This is a genomic window from Glaciecola sp. KUL10 (genome assembly GCF_003203515.1).
Taxonomy (GTDB): Bacteria; Pseudomonadota; Gammaproteobacteria; order Enterobacterales; family Alteromonadaceae; genus Glaciecola.
Genome location: NZ_BGNG01000009.1, coordinates 125,003 through 144,378, shown reverse-complemented (window position 1 = coordinate 144,378; position 19,376 = coordinate 125,003). Strand labels below are relative to the sequence as shown.

Sequence of the window (19,376 nt, the reverse complement as noted above, 5' to 3'; positions counted from 1 at the left end):
GAATTTAACTAAAGAGTACGACGTTACATGGCACATAAAATCATTTTAGACACTGATCCTGGCATCGACGATGCAATGGCAATATTTTTCGCTTTTCAGCATCCAGATATTGAAGTCTTAGGTTTAACGACTGTGTTTGGCAACGTGCCTGTAGACATGTCTGCACAAAATGCACTTGCACTTTGCGAACTAGCGAAGGTTGATATCCCTGTCACTAAGGGCGTTGCCCGACCATGGATTGGGGCTGAGTCTACTTACGCGCATTTTGTGCATGGTGATGATGGCTTTGGCAACATAAACCACCCTGCACCGAAAGGTAAATTAGATCCTAGAAGCGCCGCTCAATTTATAGTTGATACGGTCAAAGCCAACCCTGGCGAAGTCACAATTGTTGCTGTCGGTCCACTAGGTAACTTAGCCTTGGCATTGCGTTTGGAACCGGCACTTCCTAAACTCGTAAAGTCGGTAAATATTATGGGCGGTGCGGCTTTCGTCCCAGGCAATGTGACACCCGTTGCCGAAGCCAACATTTGGAATGATGCACACGCTGCGGACATCGTATTTTCGGCCGATTGGCAAATCAATATGTTTGGCTTGGACGTGACTTACGACCTTCCATTCCCACCTAATTTCGTTGATATATTAGCTGAAAAAAATGCTGTTTTAGGTGATTTTGTACAACGCTCATCACAATTTTACATGTCGTTTTATTCAGAGGGTAAAGACACTCAACAGTGTTATTTTCATGACGCGTTTCCACTCGCTTATTTGACTAACCCAGAGTTGTTTCAAATGACTGATGGCAACATGCGGATCTCAACCGATGAGCTCAATAAAGGCCAAACAGTGTTTGCGCCATTTGGAACGACCACCAGCTCTTTATGGACAGAAGCGAAAAGTGCTAAGGTTGCAACAAAAGTCGATCATCCTGAATTAACGAAGTTATTTATCGACACCTACGCTCTATAATTCGTATGGCGCAAGAACCCACCCAAATACAATTGCGAAATACACTGAGGCAAACCTTCAGAGAGCGACGTCGCCGACTAACAAATGAAGAGCAGGCGCATTTTGCTCAAGCGCTTGTTAAGCAGTGCGAAGACTCAGGTGTATTTGCTTCAGCAAAACGGGTCGCCATATACAAGACAAATGACGGTGAGTTAGACACTCAACCACTTATTAACCACATGTGGGAAAACGGGATAAGTGTCTACCTTCCTGTGCTGCACCCTTTCTCTGATGGTCACTTACTTTTTATTGAATACACCCAAGACTCGGCGATGATGGTTAACGGTTTTGGTATTCAAGAGCCAAGACTTAATTGCCAACATGTCTGTCCGTTGGCAGCGTTGGATGTTTTATTTACCCCACTAGTCGCTTTTGATGGTGCTGGCAACCGTTTGGGAATGGGCGGTGGGTTTTATGATCGTACGTTGGCATCACTGCACGATTGCATAGACCGAGCAAGCCCCAAGGTGGTTGGTTTAGCTCATGATATTCAAAAAACACTATCGTTGCCCACTGAAGCTTGGGATATTCCATTAAAATGGATCATGACGCCTACTAAGCTTTATCATTTTTAACTTAAATCGAATAGCAACTCTCCTCAAAAGGAAGCTCAGATGAATCAAGACCAAAAGAAGCAAACTGCAGCGCAAGCGGCAATAGAATATGTTCAACCGGATACGATCGTTGGTGTTGGAACAGGGTCCACTGTTAATCATTTTATTGATGCGTTAGCGAGTAAAAAAAATGTGATTGAAGGCGCAGTGTCAAGTTCAGATGCTTCAACGCAGCGACTAAAAGCACTTGGTATTGAGGTATTCGACTTAAATTCTGTTGATAAGCTTGATATTTACGTCGACGGGGCTGATGAAATTACCAAACATAAACACATGATCAAAGGCGGCGGAGCTGCACTAACGCGCGAAAAAATAGTAGCGGCTGTTGCAAAAACCTTTATTTGTATCATAGACGACACAAAAAACGTCGATGTGTTAGGTGATTTTCCACTTCCAGTTGAAGTTATACCAATGGCAAGGTCCTATGTTGCGCGTGAAATAGTTAAACTTGGTGGCGACCCAGTTTATAGGCAAGGAGTAGTTACAGATAACGGCAACGTCATTTTAGATGTGCACAACCTATCTATCGTCGATCCTAGAGCATTAGAGCAACAACTCAATGGCATTGTCGGCGTTGTTACTAACGGTTTGTTTGCTGAACGTGGCGCCGATATTGTGTTGACTGGCACAGAACAAGGTGTGGTGAATTCATAGAAATAATCATTCACACAAAAAATACTAAAAATAGTATATCAGAACGCATAGAAATGAGCTTTTGCCACTTTGCGAGCAAGCGGCAGTTTGATATATTACTCGGACGTCTAGATGTCTGTTTTTATAATTTCGTTTTTAAGGTTGTTGTTTCATGACAAAAGTGTCACTCCCAAAAGAAAAGATTAAAATTTTATTGTTAGAAGGCCTTCATGCCAGTGCAGTTGAAACCCTTAAAGCGAATGGTTACCACAATATTGAATCCTTAAAAACCTCTTTGCCTGAAGACGAACTTATTGAAAAGATCAAAGATGTCCATTTTATTGGTATTCGTTCGCGTACTCATTTGAGTGAAAAAGTAATTGAAGCTGCTAACAAGCTAGTAGCGGTTGGGTGTTTTTGTATTGGCACCAACCAAGTAGACCTTAAAGCAACCTTGATTCGCGGCATTCCTGTCTTCAACGCTCCATTTTCAAATACGCGCTCGGTTGCTGAGTTAGTTCTGGGGCAGTTGATCTTGCTTTTAAGAGGCGTCCCCTCTAAAAATGCGAAAGCACATAGAGGCGAATGGGAAAAGAGCGCTGTTGGTTCTTACGAAGCTCGTGGAAAGACACTCGGTATTATTGGTTATGGTCATATTGGCACACAATTGAGTATTTTAGCCGAGCATTTAGGTATGCGCGTTCAATTTTATGATATCGAAGATAAACTAGTATTAGGTAACGCCATGCAAGTACGATCTTTAGAGAAGTTATTAAATACTTCAGACGTGGTCAGTCTGCATGTTCCAGAAACAACCCATACACAAAATATGATTGGTGAGAAAGAACTTAGCGCTATGAAACAAGGCGCGATTCTAATTAACGCTGCACGTGGCACTGTTATCGATATCCCTGCGCTTGAAAACGCACTAGCATCTGGAAAGCTAAGTGGCGCTGCAATTGATGTGTTCCCTATTGAACCAAAATCAAACACTGAAGAATTTGAGTCACCGTTGCGTAAATTCGACAATGTTATCCTGACGCCTCATGTAGGCGGCAGTACACAAGAGGCTCAACAAAATATCGGGATTGAAGTTGCTGGTAAGCTAGCAAAATACAGTGACAATGGATCGACTTTATCAGCAGTCAATTTCCCTGAGGTATCGTTACCATCGCATGTTAGCCGTTCGCGTTTGCTGCACATACACAAAAACCACCCAGGTGTGCTAACTCAAATAAACCAAGCATTTGCCGAAAACAATATCAATATTGCTGCTCAATATTTGCAAACTAACGAAGATATTGGTTACGTTGTAGTTGACGTGGATACTGATAGAGCTGATGAGGCATTTACTCAATTAGAGAAGATCGACGGGACTATTAAAACCCGTGTCCTGCACTAAAGACTTATAAAAAAGGGAGCCTATGCTCCCTTTCTTGTATCTTTCTGCAAAAACGCTATTGCTTAGAAAAATGTATAAACCAGATTGACTGATGTTTCAGTATCTAAATTTTCACGACCTTCAGCCGCCTCGCTATTGTGATCGAACTTCAAAGACACTTTCATTGATAAACCACCCGCCAATTTAGCTGTTATTGCGCTTTCTGAGCGAGATTTTGTGTTATCTTCACCCACCTCAGTAGAAAACTTCTGAGTGAACTTTGCGTTATCCGAAATGGTGTAACGATAATTAAATGCACCACGAACTAGCAGCCCATCGGCATCTTCACCATCAATTGTTTCTGCAAAAGCGTAACCAGGACCGATACTGTAGTCAAACTCACTTCTCTCATCTTTCCACACGCTGTGGTTCCAACCACCAGCAAGCGTACCTTGATACTCAAAGCTACTAAAGCGATCGTCCTCATAAGATGCAAACACAAACAAACGGTGATTAGGATTCTCTAGCTTATAGTTACCTTGTGCAGAGGCGAATAATTTTTGAGCTGAAGTTGTTTCTACTCCGTCTACTTCATCTTTTTTATAGAGGCCTTTTGCGACATACTCATTACTCCAAGAAGCTAGTTCTTGTTTCGCATTTAATGCTGCGTTAGCTGAAGTAGTCTCGGTATTACCAGAAGTAAAAATAAATCCAAGTTCGCCATCAAGTGTAAACGGCTTCGCGTCTTGTGCTTCGACAAGACTGGATGTAATTGCAAGTGAAGTTAACAAAGCAATTGACTTGATTTTCATGCTTATCCCTTTTAAGTGTATATTTGACGCACTCAAACCCCTGTTATTGAGTGGATTAAACTTTCTTAGCTTAATTGCGCGTATGGTAGCGCTTACTGCTTGACGCGTAAACTAAAAGAACTGATACACCAGTGAAATACTAGTTTCTGTGCTTAGATTGTCATTCAAGTTGAAATCAGCTTCGTTGTATATCATCACGAACGAAAACTTCATTGCCAAAGAATCTACAAGATTCGTCGTCAGACTTGTTTCTGAGCGCGAACGTTTGTTTTGCTCTCCCGCTTCTGCACTGAAAAACTGACGAAAACGAGCATGCTCGCTCATTTTATAACGGTAGTCTAAGGATGCTCTAACGATCGTTTCTTTAATTGTCTTAAAATAACTTTCGTTACTTTCGTCTACTTCATATTTTTGTGAAAAGCTATAACCCGGTCCAATACTGTATCTAAATTGACCATCGCTATTTTTCCAAGCAATCGTGCTATAACCAGCGGCTGCTGCAGCTTGATAGCGAAAACCATTAAATCGGTCATCATCATATTCTGCATAAATAAACAGACGGTCTTTCTCGGTTGCAAGCTTATAGTCAAGCTGAACAGTGGCTAAAAAGCGCTGAGCGGTCACCGTACCAGAACGATCGCCAGAACCATCATTGCGTTTATAAATAAACTCAGAAAAATATTTGTTGCTCCACTTTGTCATCTCGTGGTCGGCGGTTAGCGAAGACTTAAAGGTTGTAGTATTGGTATTTCCACTGGCGGTTAACAGGCCAAACTCCCCCACCAATGAAAAGGGTTTGTCTCGCTTTTTGCGCTTTACTTCTTTTTCGTAAAGCATTTTGAGTATGTCATTATTTGCATAGGCCGGATTAGTCATTGAGCAAATAAAAAAAGGCTCACCGCAGTGAACCTTACTAATAACTTCAACATGATATGGCGAATTTGTTAATTTAGTAAGTTAGCAATCTTTGTTGCTTCCAGTTTAGCGAAATTTAAGACCATCGCATAGTCCTCTTCCGACAATTCTAAATTAGCCAATGCTTGCTCATTTATTTTTGGCAAGTCCATACATTTGATATCGGCAGCATCGGCATAAAGTAAAGCCATACTTGCATATAAAACACTATCGGTTTGATCAAAACGCTTAGTTGGCGGAAAGCATTGCCTTTGTAACGGCGATGTCAATGATTCCGGTAACCCCCACGCTTCACAAATGTGACCGCTGCATTGAGCAAATGTGTACTTAAAATAGCTTTGTTGTTTAATAGAAGGAAGCATTACACTCTTGTCTGACAAATATCGCTCATACTTGTCTTCAAACTTAATAGCCACTAATAGTTCGCTTAACGCTTGCAGTATTCCCAATGCGAAAAAACGCTCACTTCCGCGAATTTGCGCTTGTTGAGCAATACTCTTAGCAACCAAGCCAAACATGACTGCTTGATTCCAGAAGCTTTGAAAATCTATTGATGGCGTTTCGAATTTCTGAAAGGCAACATTTGCTGTTTCAGCAATACTGATATTGTAAGCAGCTTCCCCACCTATCACGCTCAGGGCTTTGGGGACCGTCTCTATCTGAGATGGGAAACGAAAAAGCGCGCTGTTTGCGAGTTTTAATACTTTAGCGCTTAATGATGGGTCAACTGAGATGATGGCACCGATGTCGTCTGCTGATGAACGCGGATCGTTGATTTTGTCTCTTAACCTGACGCACGTATCTGGTAAGGTAAAAGACTTTGTCGCAAATTTTGTGAGCGTTTTTATGGACATTGGGCTTTGGGTGACCACTTTAATCTATTATGGATTGTGAAATGATATCGAATTTCCGAAAGACATGTGCATTGAGATTTAATACATAGTTAAGTAAATTGATACCTTAGAACAAAGAGCCTTGATCACCTGCTAACACCCTTGTGCTTTCTTGCTTTTTATTGAGGTGAGCCTTTTTGCGCCTATTACATGCTTTTATTATGATACGTTTGGTTTGGTCGTCGATCTTTAACCAATGCAGGCGTTCTTCTCGGCTCCTAAAACACCCCTTACAATATCCTCTTGGTCCCGACTGACACATACCAATACACGGGCTAGGAATAGAAAAAAATTCGAGTTGCTCCATATTGCTCAAGATAGATACTGCTAATGGTGGTTGAATAATGTGCAGTATGATTGCACAAATCATAAAGTGTGCAAAGACACAATGCGCTAACGTAATACTGAATTATTAAAACAACATATCGTCAATTGTCTCTTCATTTTTGATTGCAGCCCTTTGTTTGGCTGCCACAAGCGCTTCGTTGATCCTGGTACCTGAACGTTTCTTTGTCGACCAATTTTCGTCACTGAGTTTGAACTTTTCAACCATGCCATGCAGTTTCACGCTCATATTACTCATATCATCACCAATCTGAACAGCGATTGCACTGGCCTGTTGAGAATTGATAAAACACTCATCTAAGCCATCAAAATCAACCGCCACCTGATCAAAGTTTTCGCGCTGTTCTTTTACTCGCTCGCTGATGGTCACTACTCTTTCGTTAATAGTTTTCATGGTCTCATCAATATTTTCAAGCTTTCCTTTAGCAACCTTAATTTTTTCATAGCACTCAGCAGTCGCCGCTTTGCCTTTGCCCATGGTGGCAACTACCATATCAGTTTTGGACTGAATGGCATCTACCATTGATGATACCTCTAGGGTTGATTCACGAGTCCTTGACGCTAAGGCTCTTACTTCATCAGCGACCACCGCAAAACCTCTTCCAGCCTCCCCCGCTCGTGCCGCTTCAATAGCCGCATTTAATGCCAATAAATTTGTTTGCTCAGCAATGCCATTGATCACATCAATCACGGTGACGATGTTGTCACTTTCCCCTTTGAGTGAATCAATAGAATCTGACGTGTCCGAAATAATGGAGTCTAATTGGTTAACATGAGTTTCTGTTTCACCGAATGCTTTTAAGCCATCAACAACACCTCTGGCCCCCTCTTTTGCATCATCAAAAATAAGATTAGATTCATCCCTAACTTGATCAGATGATTCGCTGGCGCGATAAAGCCTATCTCGCATCACAGAAATTTGTTTATTTTGAGCATTTGCAGCATTAATGATCAATTCATTGCCGTCTGCTAATTCTTGTGACATAGGAATTAATCTCATTGCAGACGCAATTAAATCTGAAAAAGTACTGTCCAAGTACGCAATGAATTGGTTGAATTTTGACGATACATCGCTGATTTCATTATTATTTTGAATCTTAATCCTAAACGTTAGATCACCATCACCTTCAACCATATCAAGCATAGTATCGTGCAGTTCTTTAAGCGGACCGATAACGGCCTTTGATAATAAAAATGCGGCAAAAGGCCCTAAGAGAATAGCGATTAGCCCAATTAAGACGGCAGTTTGGCTGACCTTGTCAATCAGGTTTTTGATAGGTGAAAAAGCCTCTTCAGCATCAATTTCACTCATGATCGCCCATCGTAAGCCATTGATCTCAATTGGCTTATATGCGGAAAGCACATCAATTCCTCGATAGTCAGGAAAGATATCGAATCCTGCTTTTCCATCGATAGCTGCTTGCGTGCCCTTTGATTTAACAGGTTGAAGTCCGATGGTTGTCTCTTTGTTGTCAAGTGAGTTAATAATATCTTCGCTTAGCCCTACCTGCTTCATTAAACGTAAATAACTCTGTTTGTCCTCTATCAAAAATCGTCCATCACTGCGCATTGTAAAATCTTGCCCAACAAGATATGTCTCACCTGATGCGCCTAAACCTGATGCTTCCCAATTACCGCCATAAGTCATGATTTCATTGATCTTATCAATCGGCATCTGAAGTATTATGACGCCAACTTTTCTGTCGCCATCAAATATCGGGCTACTGATAAATGACGCTGGTGAATTGTATGAGGGCAAGTATGGGGCGAAATCTGTCAATCCTGTAAATGAGGGGTCAGATGCATCTTCCGAAAGCCTAAACGCCTCAGCTATTCCCGAGTCAGCATAGGGTCCAGTCTTCATCGACGTCGCGTAGTCCAGCTCTTTGAAAACCGAATACACAATGTTGCCAGAAGATATATCGACCAAGAAGAGATCATAAAATCCGAATCGCTCTATAAACCCTTTAAAAAACGGATGGTATTTAGCGTGTAATTTCGAATAGTCAGAACCATTCTCAGCACTTGCTAAAAGATGCTTTTCGCCAAGCGCTTGCGGGTTTGCGCTTATATAATCGTATTGTAGCCGTTTCTTGTTCTGGGCCAAATTTTCATTAAGTGAAGTGGCGACCAAATTATCAGAAGGATTGAGTCGTTTGAATTTGCTCCCAAATTCATTCAAATAAAATTCATTCAGGCTCTCATCGAGAGAACTATCATCAATAGACTCAATTTGAGAGGAATAAGCATTAAACGCTTCAGTAAACTCCGAAGTTGCTTCTATCACCATGAGATTTTCAGAAAGCGTTTGAGCTTGATATTCGATGTTTTGAAAATAGTTAGTAATTTGAGATGCCGTGATATCTCTGATTGCAATAAGCGATTGCTTTGAATCATGCTCGAGTGACGTTCGCCCCAAATCGGTTGCCACAGAACCAATAAAAAGACTGCCCACCATCAGTGGAAATACAGCTAAAAGTGCACCACCCAGTATCATTTTAGTCTTTATTTTCATATCAAACCTAAATAGCTTTTTAACAAACGCTTGTATAAGTTAACCGAAACAACTATTAAGTCAGTCACTTTTCACTAGTACTAAAGGTTTATCGGTTGAATTTTAATAAATAGGAGTGTTTTTTAATCAATTGTGAATTGATGCTTATTTGCAAAGACTTGCGATACTAGAGTTTGTTATATTCCGAGGAAGTTCCCGCATGAGCGAGCATGACGTTTCTTCGCAGCAGCTCGGGTTGCTGCTGCGAAAGAATGAAACGTATATTATTTTACTTTTTCTTTTTCGCTTTAGGGTTAGGCATATCAGTAATGCTACCTTCAAAGATTTCAGCAGCAAGACCAATAGACTCGTTAAGCGTTGGGTGAGCGTGAATCGTTAAACCAACGTCTTCAGCGTCTGCGCCCATTTCGATAGCCAAACCGATTTCGCCAAGCATCTCACCTGCGTTTGTACCGATAATAGCACCACCAAGTACACGACCGTTGTCTTTATCAAAGATCATCTTAGTCATACCGTCAGTTGCGGCAGACGCGATGGCACGACCAGAAGCTGCCCATGGGAAAACCGCTGCTTCGTAGTTTACGCCTTGTTCTTTTGCTTCTTTCTCGGTTAAACCTACCCAAGCGATTTCTGGCTCGGTGTAGGCGACTGAAGGAATACCTTTAGGATCGAAGTAATGCTTCTTACCAGCAATAACTTCTGCTGCAACATGGCCTTCATGAACCGCTTTGTGAGCAAGCATTGGCTGACCTACTAGGTCGCCGATTGCAAAGATGTTTGGTACGTTAGTACGCATTTGCTTATCAACATTGATAAAGCCACGATCTGTCACTTCAACGCCTGCTTTTTCAGCAGCGACTAATGAACCATTTGGTGTACGACCGACAGCACATAGCACTTTGTCGTAGCGAACTGGCTCAGCAGGTGCATTTTTACCTTCGAATGTGACATACAAACCATCTTCTTTCGCGTCAACTGCCGTTACTTTAGTTTCAAGCATGGTGTTGAACTTGCCTTTGATAGTTTTCATGTAAACTTTGATGATGTCTTTATCAGCAGCCGGAATAAGCTGATCTAAGAATTCAACCACATCGATTTGCGAACCAAGCGCGTGATAAACAGTGCCCATTTCTAGACCGATGATACCGCCGCCTAATACAAGCATTTTTTCTGGAATATCTTTCATTTCCAAAGCCCCGGTTGAATCAATAACGCGAGGGTCGTCATTTGGTATAAATGGCAATTTAACTGGCTCTGAACCTGCAGCGATGATTGCATTATCAAAGGTAATTGTTGTTTTACCGTCTTTGCCTTCAACTTCCAATGTATTGCTGCTCGTGAATTTACCGTAGCCTTGAACGTGCTGCACTTTACGCATTTTAGACATGCCGCCAAGACCCTTGGTCAATTGGCTCACTACGCTGTCTTTCCAGCCGCGAATTTTATCAAGGTCAAACGTTGGCTCGCCAAAGCTAACACCGTGAGAAGACAAGTGCTTTGCTTCTTGGATAACTTTAGCCACGTGAAGTAATGCTTTTGATGGGATACAACCCACATTCAAACATACGCCACCTAGCGTTTCACGCGCATCAACAACAACTGTATCAATACCTAAATCGGCAGCACGGAAAGCTGCTGAGTAACCACCAGGACCTGCGCCTAGTACGACCAACTGAGTTTTTATCTCGCTCATTATGACCTCAAAAATAATTAAAAAATGCAAGCTACGGGCGAATTCTACATACCCTGCCGCTTGTCTGCAAAGTTTGTTCGTTTCACGTGCAAATTAAATGCACATAAAATTTGGGTAAAACGTTTGGGCTAAGATGCCAAGAGACATAACTTAGCCCAATGCTAAGTTACTACTAAAGCAATATGCGTCTTAAATCAGTTAACGCACCACTCACATGCACTGTAAATTTAGCGGCTAACGCACCATCGATGACGCGATGGTCATATGACAATGACAACGGCAACATTAAACGAGGCTCAAAGTCTTTACCATTCCACTTTGGTTTCATTTCAGACTTAGAGACACCCAAGATAGCAACGTCTGGTGCATTTACGATAGGCGTAAACGCTGTACCGCCAATGCCGCCTAAGCTTGAAATAGTAAAACAGCTACCCTGCATATCGGCAGCTTTTAGTTTTCCATCTCTAGCTTTAACACTTATTTCCATCAATTCGGCAGAAATTTCCATGATGCCTTTTTTATCAACATCACGAACCACTGGCACAACAAGTCCATTTGGCGTATCCACTGCGATACCGATGTGGATATATTTCTTCATCACTAAGGCTTCACCAGACTCAGATAATGATGAATTAAAGGTTGGGAATGCTTTTAATGCGTCGGCAACAGCTTTCATCATAAACACAAGCGGTGTGATCTTGATACCAAGCTTGCGCTTGGCAGCAATTTCGTTCTGCTCTTTTCTGAACGCTTCTAGTTCTGTGATATCCGCTTCGTCAAATTGAGTAACGTGTGGAATAGTTACCCAGTTGCGGTGTAAGTTTGGCCCCGACAACTTTTGAATGCGTGTTAATGGTACTTCTTCAACTTCACCAAACTTAGAGAAGTCTACTTTAGGTGGCGCGAGCACTTGTAAACCGCCACCAGAACCTGAAGCAACATTGCTGCCTGGGGTCATCTTAGGACGAGACAATTCATATTTAACGTATGATTGAACGTCTTCTTTTACAATGCGATTCTTACGACCAGAGCCAGTTACCTGTGATAAATCAACACCAAACTCACGCGCTAAACGACGCACTGATGGTGAAGCGTGTACTTTACCTGTTTTAGGTGGCGCACCCGCTGAAGGATGGTGAGGTACAGGTGGTGCTTTAGCTGCAACTGGTGCCGCGGGCGCTGTCGAGACAGCAGGTGCGGGTGTGCTTGCTGCAGGCGCACTAGGCGCTGCTGCTGGCGCACTAGGCGCTGCTGCTGGCGCGGCTGCACCAGCTACTTCTAGTGTTAATACCAATGAACCTTCTGACACCTTGTCGCCGACTTTAACTGCCAAGCTAACGATTTTTCCAGCTTCAGGCGCTGGCACGTCCATCGTTGCTTTGTCAGTTTCAAGTGTAATTAAACCATCTTCTGGCTCAACTGTGTCACCTTCAGCAACTAACACTTCAATAATATCAACATCGCTTGCATCGCCAATATCAGGTACTTTGACTTCAATAACAGAGCTTGCTGCCGGTGCAGAGGCTGCTGGCGCTGCAGGTGCTTCTGCTGAAGCAGTCGGTGCTGAAGCTTCAGGCGCTGAGGCAGCGCCGCTTGACGTTTCAAGCGTCAAAACCAATGAACCTTCTGAAACTTTATCTCCGACCTTAACCGCTAAACTAACTACTTTACCGGCTTCTGGTGCAGGCACGTCCATCGTTGCTTTGTCTGTCTCAAGCGTGATTAAACCGTCTTCTGGCTCAACTGTGTCACCCACGGCAACCAACAATTCAATGATATCAACGTTTTCAGCATCACCAATATCAGGTACTTTGACTTCAATTGTTGAAGTGCTAGTAGATGCCGCAACTGATGCAGCAGGTTCACTTACTGCTGGTGCTGGCGCTTCTGCTGGTGTTTCACTAGCTTCAGGCGCAGCACTTGCACCGCTTTCTAGTGTACCTAACACATCGCCTTGCTTAATTTTATCACCTACGCTAACGGTAATTGATTTAATAGTGCCACCGACTGGAACAGGAATATCCATGCTCGCTTTGTCACTTTCAACCGTCACGATAGAATCTTCAGCTTCTACGCTTTCGCCTACGCTGACACAAATTTCAATGATTTCAACTTCATCATCACCTACGTCAGGAACGAGTATGTCTTGTATATCTGCCATTTCGCTTCTCCTTATGCGTAAAGTGGATTGATTTTGTCGCCATCGATACCAAGATCTTTTTGCGCGCTTGCAAGTGTCTTCTTATCGATGCTACCAGCTTTGTAGAGTTCGTATAAAGATGCATACGCCACGTTGTTTGCATCTACCTCAAAGTGTCTGCGCAAGTTTTCACGACTATCTGAACGACCAAAACCGTCAGTGCCGAGTACGCGATATGTACCTGGAATATAAGCACGCGCTTGATCAGCATAAGCTTTAATGTAATCCGTTGCCGCAATCGTTGGACCGTCGTTGCTTTCACTCAATACTTCGGTGATGTAAGCCACTTTGTCCTTAGCATCTGGGTTACGCATATTTGCGCGGTCACAATCAATGGCTTCACGCGTTAGTTCATTAAATGAAGTCACACTGAAGACGTCTGATGCAACACCATACTTTTCTGCTAGTAGCGCGGCTGCCTTGCGAACTTCTACTAGAATAGTGCCGCAACCTAGTAATTTAACTTTTAACTTCGCTTTGCTATCACCAACGGTATCTAACTTGTAGATTCCTTTGATGATGCCTTCTTCGGCACCTTTGGGCATTTCAGGCTGAACGTAGTTTTCGTTCATTACTGTTACGTAATAGAAGACGTTTTCTTGATCTTCAAGCATGCGACGTGTGCCGTCTTGTACGATTACTGCAACTTCATATCCATAAGTCGGGTCATAAGATACACAGTTAGGAATCAAACCAGCTTGAATATGAGAATGACCATCTTGGTGTTGTAGACCTTCACCGTTAAGCGTAGTTCTTCCAGCTGTACCACCAATCAAGAATCCTCTTGTTTGACTGTCTCCAGCGGCCCAAGCCATATCACCTACACGTTGGAAACCAAACATTGAGTAGTAGATATATACCGGCAGCATTGGTAAGTCATTGGTCGAATATGAAGTACCCGCAGCAACAAATGAAGACATCGCGCCTAGCTCGTTAATACCTTCTTGTAATACTTGGCCTTTTTTATCTTCGCGGTAATAAGCAACTTGGTCTTTGTCTTGAGGGACGTAAGTTTGACCGACGTTAGAATAGATACCCACTTGACGGAACAAGCCTTCCATACCAAATGTACGTGCTTCATCAGGAATAATAGGAACAACGTGCTTACCCATTTGCTTGTCTTTCAACAATGCTGTTAAGACGCGAACAAATGCCATCGTAGTAGAAATTTCTCTATCACCGGACCCTTTAGTCACGGCTTCGAATGACTTCAATGGTGGCGCCGGTAATTCAATACTTGATTTCGGCAAGCGCTGTGGCATGAAACCATAAAGCGCATCACGCTTTTCACGCAAGTATTTCATTTCAGGGCTATCATCAGCAAACTTGTAGTAAGGCAAGTCGTCGATTTCTTCATTAGACACTGGAATGTTGAAACGGTCGCGATAAAGCTTAACGGATTCGATATCCATCTTCTTCACGTTGTGCGCGATGTTCTTACCTTCACCCGCATCACCTAAACCATAACCTTTTACCGTTTTAGCTAAGATAACTTGCGGACGGCCTTTGGTTTCTGTTGCACGCTTGTATGCCGCATAAACTTTTACTGGATCATGTCCACCACGGTTAAGACGCCAAATGTCATCGTCTGACATATTTGCAACCATTTCTTTGAGCTCTGGGTATTTGCCAAAGAAGTTTTCACGCGTGTATGCGCCGCCTTTTGACTTGTAGTTTTGGTATTCGCCGTCAACGGTTTCGTTCATTACGTCAAGTAACTTACCGCTGGTATCGCGTGCAAGTAGCGCATCCCAGTAACGACCCCAGATAACTTTAAACACTTCCCAGCCTGCGCCACGGAATGTGCCTTCAAGTTCTTGGATTATTTTGCCGTTTCCACGAACTGGGCCATCAAGACGCTGAAGGTTACAGTTAATTACAAACGTTAGGTTATCTAAGCCTTCTCGCGCAGCAAGACCGATAGCGCCCAATGATTCTGGCTCATCCACTTCGCCGTCACCCATGAAGCACCAAACGCGCTGCTCTGAGCAGTCTTTAAGACCACGGTTAGTTAAGTATTTTAAGAAGCGAGCAAGGTAAATAGCTTGCATTGGCCCTAATCCCATCGATACAGTCGGGAACTGCCAGAAATCAGGCATTAATTTAGGGTGAGGATAAGAAGAAAGGCCTTGGCCTTCGACTTCTTGACGGAACATATCAAGCTGACCTTCGCTTAAACGTCCTTCGATAAATGCGCGAGAGTAAATACCCGGAGACGCGTGACCTTGAACAAACAAGTAGTCGCCTCCGTCTTTGTCATTTGGCGCTCTGAAGAAATGGTTAAAGCCAACATCATAAAGCATCGCTGATGAAGCAAAACTAGAAATATGTCCGCCTAGTTCTAAGTCTTTCTTAGAACCACGTAAAACCATCATCATCGCGTTCCAACGAATGGCATTGCGAATCTTAGTTTCCATGGTTTGATCGCCAGGCATGGTTGGCTCTTGGCCTGCTGGGATGGTATTGATATAAGCGGTCGTAGCATCATATGGCAAATGCGCACCACTGCGACGGGCTTTTTCAATTAACGATTCTAAAAGGTAATGCGCTCTATCGACACCCTCTTCTTCTAAAACCGCTTCCAACGCGTCAATCCATTCCTGGGTTTCTGTTGGATCTACATCTGCTTGCATCATTTCACTCATGCTGCTTTCCTATTTCTCTTGTTCAAAACGCCGATAGCTACTTTCGAATTACCTTCGACAACTATCAACACGGTATATAAAACAAAATCGCTATGACGCGATTTCAGTGTTTTCTTTTATTTCAATTCTTCTTAACGCTCTTTGCACCTTGACGTCTCGTTTATTAATATCAAGGAGCGTCTTTTCTACAAATGCAAGATGCTCATTACTTGCATTGCGCGCAGCAAGTGGATCACCGCTAACAATTGCGTTAACAATAGCTTTGCGTTGTTGTCTGATTTCTTGTTCGACGTCTGCGCCGTCTCTGAGCATCTCTAAATTGCGCTTAATGTTTTCGATCAGCATCGTTTTCATTGTACGCATGACATGTAAGAGCACCATGTTGTGTGAAGCCTTGGCCATCGTGAGATAAAACTCTGCTAATGCCTTAGCTTCGGCTTCTTTATCATCACCAGAAGCAATAGCATTGCTATCATCAGCGCTTAGCTGATCTAGTGAATCTTGTAAGGCGTGATAGTCTTCTTGCTGCCCTCTTAAGGCCGCATAGTAAGCAGACATCCCTTCCAGTGCATGTCTAAACTCAAGAAGGTCAAATTGTGTTTCTGGTCGATTGGCAACGAGGTCTAACAATGGGTCTGTCATGTTAGAGCTAATATTCTGAGAGATAAACGTTCCACCACCTTGCTTGCGTTCAATCAAACCTTTCGCTTGAAGGTTTTGAATCGCCTCGCGTAGTGAGGGCCTTGAAACTTGGAATTTCTCAGCAAGCATTCTTTCTGGCAACAGTTTTTCGCCAGCAACCAAAGTGCCGTCAAGAATCATAGTCTCGAGACGCTCAGTGATCACATCGGATAACTTTGGCTGTTTCATGCTTTGACGTAGTGTCATTTTCCCTTCCAAGCAAAATGGTAATACCAATTAACCAAATTATATTAAAAGACTTTTGACGCTAGGTAAACCCCTATTGCAACTATAGTTGTATGGGTGTGCGTTTATTGAAATTGGTAAACCAATTCGCCGCAGTGCAGCAAATTTGACAGAAAACCTTGAAAGTCAGACAGGTAAGGCTCCTATGGGTTAACATATTAGAAAAATTCGAAACTAAAATTAGAACTTAACTAACTGCTCCGACCATTGTCAAAATTGCCACGGCTACCAGAAGAAAGCTCACATTGCGCTTCACCAAGCGAACCATCGTGCAAGGTTTAGTCAAACAGTCATCAATACCTGCGTCGACATCTTCTGCAGCAACAGCAATTTCAGCAAGTACTGATTTTGAGGATTTATTAAAATCAAATAAAGATGAGATCCACACACTTGTCGCCCTTGAAAAGTGTCCAACAATCAAAAAGCCAAGTCCAGTTAAGCGAATAGGAAGCCAATCTAGGGCATGCATAAACCGGTCGAGACGACTTGTAGATTGGGGGATTTCGTCCAACTCATCCAACGAAATACTTTGATCGCCAGCACAATTTACAGTTGGTGTAGCCAAACTTTGTAATTCTTTTAGAATGGAATAAAAAATAACGCCCGGAACACCGAATATTACAAACCAAATCAAGACTGCCGCATACTGTCGATAATTGATGAATACGAGTTGGTCGGCAACTTTATTCAGGTCGCCGTTAACGTTGCCAAATGAAATACTATGTAGGGAACAGGCTTGATTATCTCCATCATTTGCTGCTTTTAAGTATTGCTTATAGTTTTTTCTCGTAACAGGGCAACCTAAACACACCCAGAGCACACATAGGTTAAAAAACAGTGTTAGTAAAAGGCTATTGACTGTAAACAGCAACCACAAGGTTAATAATGCCGGCACTAATGCAAACAAAATCTGTTTTGCAAATGCTTCGTTATCAGACGCCAAACCTCTTTTTTCGAGAAGCGCAACGTATTTTAGTGTAATGGCATGAATATGCCATTTGGGATTCTTACTAGTGACTCGTTCAAGTGCCATTACAATTAGTAATGATAACAAGGTCATATCGACTTCCTCTGATGTTATATAAGCGCGTCAGTGCACAAGTAACTATACAACCCTAGAATACATTAGTTGATTAAAAACACACGAGATAATAGATCAGACCTCTCAGACTCCTTTTAAAGCACCATAAAATATTCAAAAGGCAGACGAAGAACGGTAAACTAGCAATTTTTACCACTAGATAATTGTAAATGCCTAATACGCTCCCTCCACTATCTGATATATCAATGCAAGTCCATCAAGCACTTTGTGAAGATCTTGGCCTTAAGATCACTGCTGATCTTACAAGTCATCTTGATATCAACCAAGATATTACCGCTGGGTTGATTCCACAAGACAAAACTATCAACGCAAAGGTTATAACCCGAGAAGATGCCGTAATATGCGGCGTAGAATGGGCATCTCAAGCGTTTTTGCAATGTGATAAAGACATAACACTCAAATGGCATGTGATAGATGGTGATTTAGTCAGCGCTAACAATGTATTACTGGAAGTCAACGGTAATGCACGTGCTATTTTATGTGCAGAGCGCACAGCACTTAATTTTTTGCAAATGTTAAGCGCCACGGCTACTTTGACTCACCAATATACTAAGTGCCTCGCAGGTACACAAACCAAGTTGCTTGATACTAGAAAAACAATACCCGGATTTCGCTTGGCACAGAAATATGCAGTTGCCTGCGGTGGCGGTATGAATCATCGCGTTGGACTGTATGACGCGTTTTTGATCAAAGAAAACCATATACATGCGTGCGGCGGAATTGAAAACGCTGTCAGACAAGCAAAACTAAACCATCCAAACAAACCGATAGAAGTAGAAGTAGAGTCACTTGACGAATTGAAACTGGCGATAAATGCGGGTGTCAATACCATTATGTTAGATAATTTTAGTCAAGATCTGATCTTACAAGCAGTTTCGATTAATGCCGGTAGGTGTAAGCTTGAAGTGTCAGGCAACATTACACATGAAAGGCTAAAGGAACTAGCAAAAACGGGCGTGGACTACATTTCATCGGGTGCACTTACTAAACATATCAATGCAATAGATTTGTCTTTAATCAAGCAGGATTAACAACCTGCTTGTGCCATTTCCACTACTTAGGTATGTCTCTGCATACTTCCTAAAAGCCTTTCGAGTCCTATACTGACAACCAAGGTTAAGGAGGTAATGTTTACCGAACCGATGCCTTTTTAACTAATCCAAAACTGTTATTTAACTGCGGTAAAACGCTCGGAGAGACGACCATGAAAATTTCAACTCAAAACACAAAAGCAAACCAAAAAGGTTTTACTTTAATCGAACTTATGATTGTTGTAGCAATCATCGGTATTTTGGCAGCGATTGCACTGCCGGCATACTCAAGCTATACACAGAAAGCTAAATTTACAGAGGTTAAGAACGCAACGGCAGCCGCAAAAGCTGCGGTCGAAATCTGCTACTCGCTCAATACTGATTTAACAGTATGTGATGCGGCTTCAAACGGTGTTCCAGCAGACGTCACTCGCTCTGCGACTGAAGCTGGTGTTGCAACAGCAAATGGTATTATTACTGCCGCAGCATCTAGTGGTTCAGGCTTATTACAATCAGACGGTACAACAGCTGCAGCCTACGTGCTCACTCCTACAGTTGCGAGCGGACGCTTAACTTGGGCTGAAGCGTGCACACCAACTGAACTTTGTTAATAGTGATGTAAACGCATACCAAAGCCCAGTTTAGCTGGGCTTTTTTATTAA

At 42.6% G+C, this 19,376-nt stretch carries 16 protein-coding genes; 6 read left to right on the top strand and 10 right to left on the bottom strand.

Annotated features, from left to right (window positions below):
- Positions 1-27: 27 nt before the first annotated feature.
- The 4 genes from KUL10_RS14815 (at position 28) to serA (ending at position 3,657) form a co-directional block, all read left to right on the top strand.
- Positions 28-969 (top strand): nucleoside hydrolase, encoded by a 942-nt coding sequence (locus tag KUL10_RS14815; RefSeq protein ID WP_110429728.1) that lies wholly within the window; start codon positions 28-30, stop codon positions 967-969.
- Between the two features lie 5 nt (positions 970-974).
- Positions 975-1,583 carry a 5-formyltetrahydrofolate cyclo-ligase gene (locus tag KUL10_RS14810; protein WP_110429727.1) on the top strand — a complete coding sequence of 203 codons (609 nt, stop codon included), beginning with the start codon at positions 975-977 and terminating at the stop codon, positions 1,581-1,583.
- Between the two features lie 39 nt (positions 1,584-1,622).
- A complete protein-coding gene (gene rpiA / locus KUL10_RS14805) occupies positions 1,623-2,276 on the top strand; it encodes a ribose-5-phosphate isomerase RpiA (protein ID WP_110429726.1) in 654 nt (217 codons plus the stop codon).
- Positions 2,277-2,427: 151 nt separating this feature from the next.
- Complete coding sequence (serA, locus tag KUL10_RS14800; protein WP_110429725.1) at positions 2,428-3,657, top strand: phosphoglycerate dehydrogenase; 1,230 nt, start codon at positions 2,428-2,430, stop codon at positions 3,655-3,657.
- A gap of 62 nt (positions 3,658-3,719) precedes the next feature.
- Here serA and KUL10_RS14795 read toward each other — a convergent pair whose 3' ends face one another.
- The 10 genes from KUL10_RS14795 to ampE all read right to left on the bottom strand — a co-directional run bounded on the left by KUL10_RS14795 (position 3,720) and on the right by ampE (position 17,641).
- The gene (locus tag KUL10_RS14795) at positions 3,720-4,448 is read right to left on the bottom strand and encodes a YdiY family protein (RefSeq protein ID WP_110429724.1); all 729 of its coding nucleotides are present in this window, start codon (positions 4,446-4,448) and stop codon (positions 3,720-3,722) included.
- 111 nt (positions 4,449-4,559) lie between these two features.
- A complete protein-coding gene (locus KUL10_RS14790; RefSeq protein ID WP_233499846.1) occupies positions 4,560-5,285 on the bottom strand; it encodes a YdiY family protein in 726 nt (241 codons plus the stop codon).
- A gap of 107 nt (positions 5,286-5,392) precedes the next feature.
- Complete coding sequence (locus KUL10_RS14785) at positions 5,393-6,217, bottom strand: HDOD domain-containing protein (protein WP_110429722.1); 825 nt, start codon at positions 6,215-6,217, stop codon at positions 5,393-5,395.
- A 106-nt stretch (positions 6,218-6,323) separates the two neighbouring features.
- A complete protein-coding gene (locus tag KUL10_RS14780) occupies positions 6,324-6,563 on the bottom strand; it encodes a DUF1289 domain-containing protein (RefSeq protein WP_199509264.1) in 240 nt (79 codons plus the stop codon).
- 105 nt (positions 6,564-6,668) lie between these two features.
- Positions 6,669-9,116: a methyl-accepting chemotaxis protein gene (locus tag KUL10_RS14775; RefSeq protein WP_110429721.1), complete on the bottom strand. Its 2,448-nt coding sequence runs from the start codon at positions 9,114-9,116 to the stop codon at positions 6,669-6,671.
- Between the two features lie 268 nt (positions 9,117-9,384).
- Positions 9,385-10,809, bottom strand: a complete 1,425-nt coding sequence (gene lpdA / locus KUL10_RS14770) for a dihydrolipoyl dehydrogenase (RefSeq protein ID WP_110429720.1) — start codon at positions 10,807-10,809, stop codon at positions 9,385-9,387.
- A 172-nt stretch (positions 10,810-10,981) separates the two neighbouring features.
- Positions 10,982-12,970, bottom strand: coding sequence for a dihydrolipoyllysine-residue acetyltransferase (gene aceF, locus KUL10_RS14765; RefSeq protein WP_110429719.1), 1,989 nt, complete (start codon positions 12,968-12,970; stop codon positions 10,982-10,984).
- Between the two features lie 11 nt (positions 12,971-12,981).
- Positions 12,982-15,654 carry a pyruvate dehydrogenase (acetyl-transferring), homodimeric type gene (gene aceE, locus KUL10_RS14760; protein ID WP_110429718.1) on the bottom strand — a complete coding sequence of 891 codons (2,673 nt, stop codon included), beginning with the start codon at positions 15,652-15,654 and terminating at the stop codon, positions 12,982-12,984.
- Between the two features lie 90 nt (positions 15,655-15,744).
- Positions 15,745-16,542 carry a GntR family transcriptional regulator gene (locus KUL10_RS14755; RefSeq protein ID WP_110429717.1) on the bottom strand — a complete coding sequence of 266 codons (798 nt, stop codon included), beginning with the start codon at positions 16,540-16,542 and terminating at the stop codon, positions 15,745-15,747.
- A 226-nt stretch (positions 16,543-16,768) separates the two neighbouring features.
- Entirely contained in the window at positions 16,769-17,641 is an 873-nt protein-coding gene (ampE, locus tag KUL10_RS14750; protein ID WP_110429716.1) for a regulatory signaling modulator protein AmpE, read from the bottom strand.
- A gap of 191 nt (positions 17,642-17,832) precedes the next feature.
- Between ampE and nadC the strand changes: the two genes are divergently transcribed.
- Both nadC and KUL10_RS14740 read left to right on the top strand, forming a co-directional pair.
- Positions 17,833-18,714, top strand: coding sequence for a carboxylating nicotinate-nucleotide diphosphorylase (gene nadC, locus KUL10_RS14745; protein ID WP_110429715.1), 882 nt, complete (start codon positions 17,833-17,835; stop codon positions 18,712-18,714).
- A 173-nt stretch (positions 18,715-18,887) separates the two neighbouring features.
- A complete protein-coding gene (locus KUL10_RS14740) occupies positions 18,888-19,325 on the top strand; it encodes a prepilin-type N-terminal cleavage/methylation domain-containing protein (protein ID WP_110429714.1) in 438 nt (145 codons plus the stop codon).
- The last annotated feature ends 51 nt before the right edge of the window (positions 19,326-19,376 follow it).

Bases quoted from the DNA above. Each gene is read 5' to 3' on its own strand.
- KUL10_RS14815 (WP_110429728.1), top strand. From the start codon at position 28: ATGGCACATAAAATCATTTTAGACACTGATCCTGGCATCGACGATGCA.
- KUL10_RS14810 (WP_110429727.1), top strand. From the start codon at position 975: ATGGCGCAAGAACCCACCCAAATACAATTGCGAAATACACTGAGGCAA.
- rpiA (WP_110429726.1), top strand. From the start codon at position 1,623: ATGAATCAAGACCAAAAGAAGCAAACTGCAGCGCAAGCGGCAATAGAA.
- serA (WP_110429725.1), top strand. From the start codon at position 2,428: ATGACAAAAGTGTCACTCCCAAAAGAAAAGATTAAAATTTTATTGTTA.
- KUL10_RS14795 (WP_110429724.1), bottom strand. From the start codon at position 4,448: ATGAAAATCAAGTCAATTGCTTTGTTAACTTCACTTGCAATTACATCC.
- KUL10_RS14790 (WP_233499846.1), bottom strand. From the start codon at position 5,285: ATGCTTTACGAAAAAGAAGTAAAGCGCAAAAAGCGAGACAAACCCTTT.
- KUL10_RS14785 (WP_110429722.1), bottom strand. From the start codon at position 6,217: ATGTCCATAAAAACGCTCACAAAATTTGCGACAAAGTCTTTTACCTTA.
- KUL10_RS14780 (WP_199509264.1), bottom strand. From the start codon at position 6,563: ATGGAGCAACTCGAATTTTTTTCTATTCCTAGCCCGTGTATTGGTATG.
- KUL10_RS14775 (WP_110429721.1), bottom strand. From the start codon at position 9,116: ATGAAAATAAAGACTAAAATGATACTGGGTGGTGCACTTTTAGCTGTA.
- lpdA (WP_110429720.1), bottom strand. From the start codon at position 10,809: ATGAGCGAGATAAAAACTCAGTTGGTCGTACTAGGCGCAGGTCCTGGT.
- aceF (WP_110429719.1), bottom strand. From the start codon at position 12,970: ATGGCAGATATACAAGACATACTCGTTCCTGACGTAGGTGATGATGAA.
- aceE (WP_110429718.1), bottom strand. From the start codon at position 15,654: ATGAGTGAAATGATGCAAGCAGATGTAGATCCAACAGAAACCCAGGAA.
- KUL10_RS14755 (WP_110429717.1), bottom strand. From the start codon at position 16,542: ATGACACTACGTCAAAGCATGAAACAGCCAAAGTTATCCGATGTGATC.
- ampE (WP_110429716.1), bottom strand. From the start codon at position 17,641: ATGACCTTGTTATCATTACTAATTGTAATGGCACTTGAACGAGTCACT.
- nadC (WP_110429715.1), top strand. From the start codon at position 17,833: ATGCCTAATACGCTCCCTCCACTATCTGATATATCAATGCAAGTCCAT.
- KUL10_RS14740 (WP_110429714.1), top strand. From the start codon at position 18,888: ATGAAAATTTCAACTCAAAACACAAAAGCAAACCAAAAAGGTTTTACT.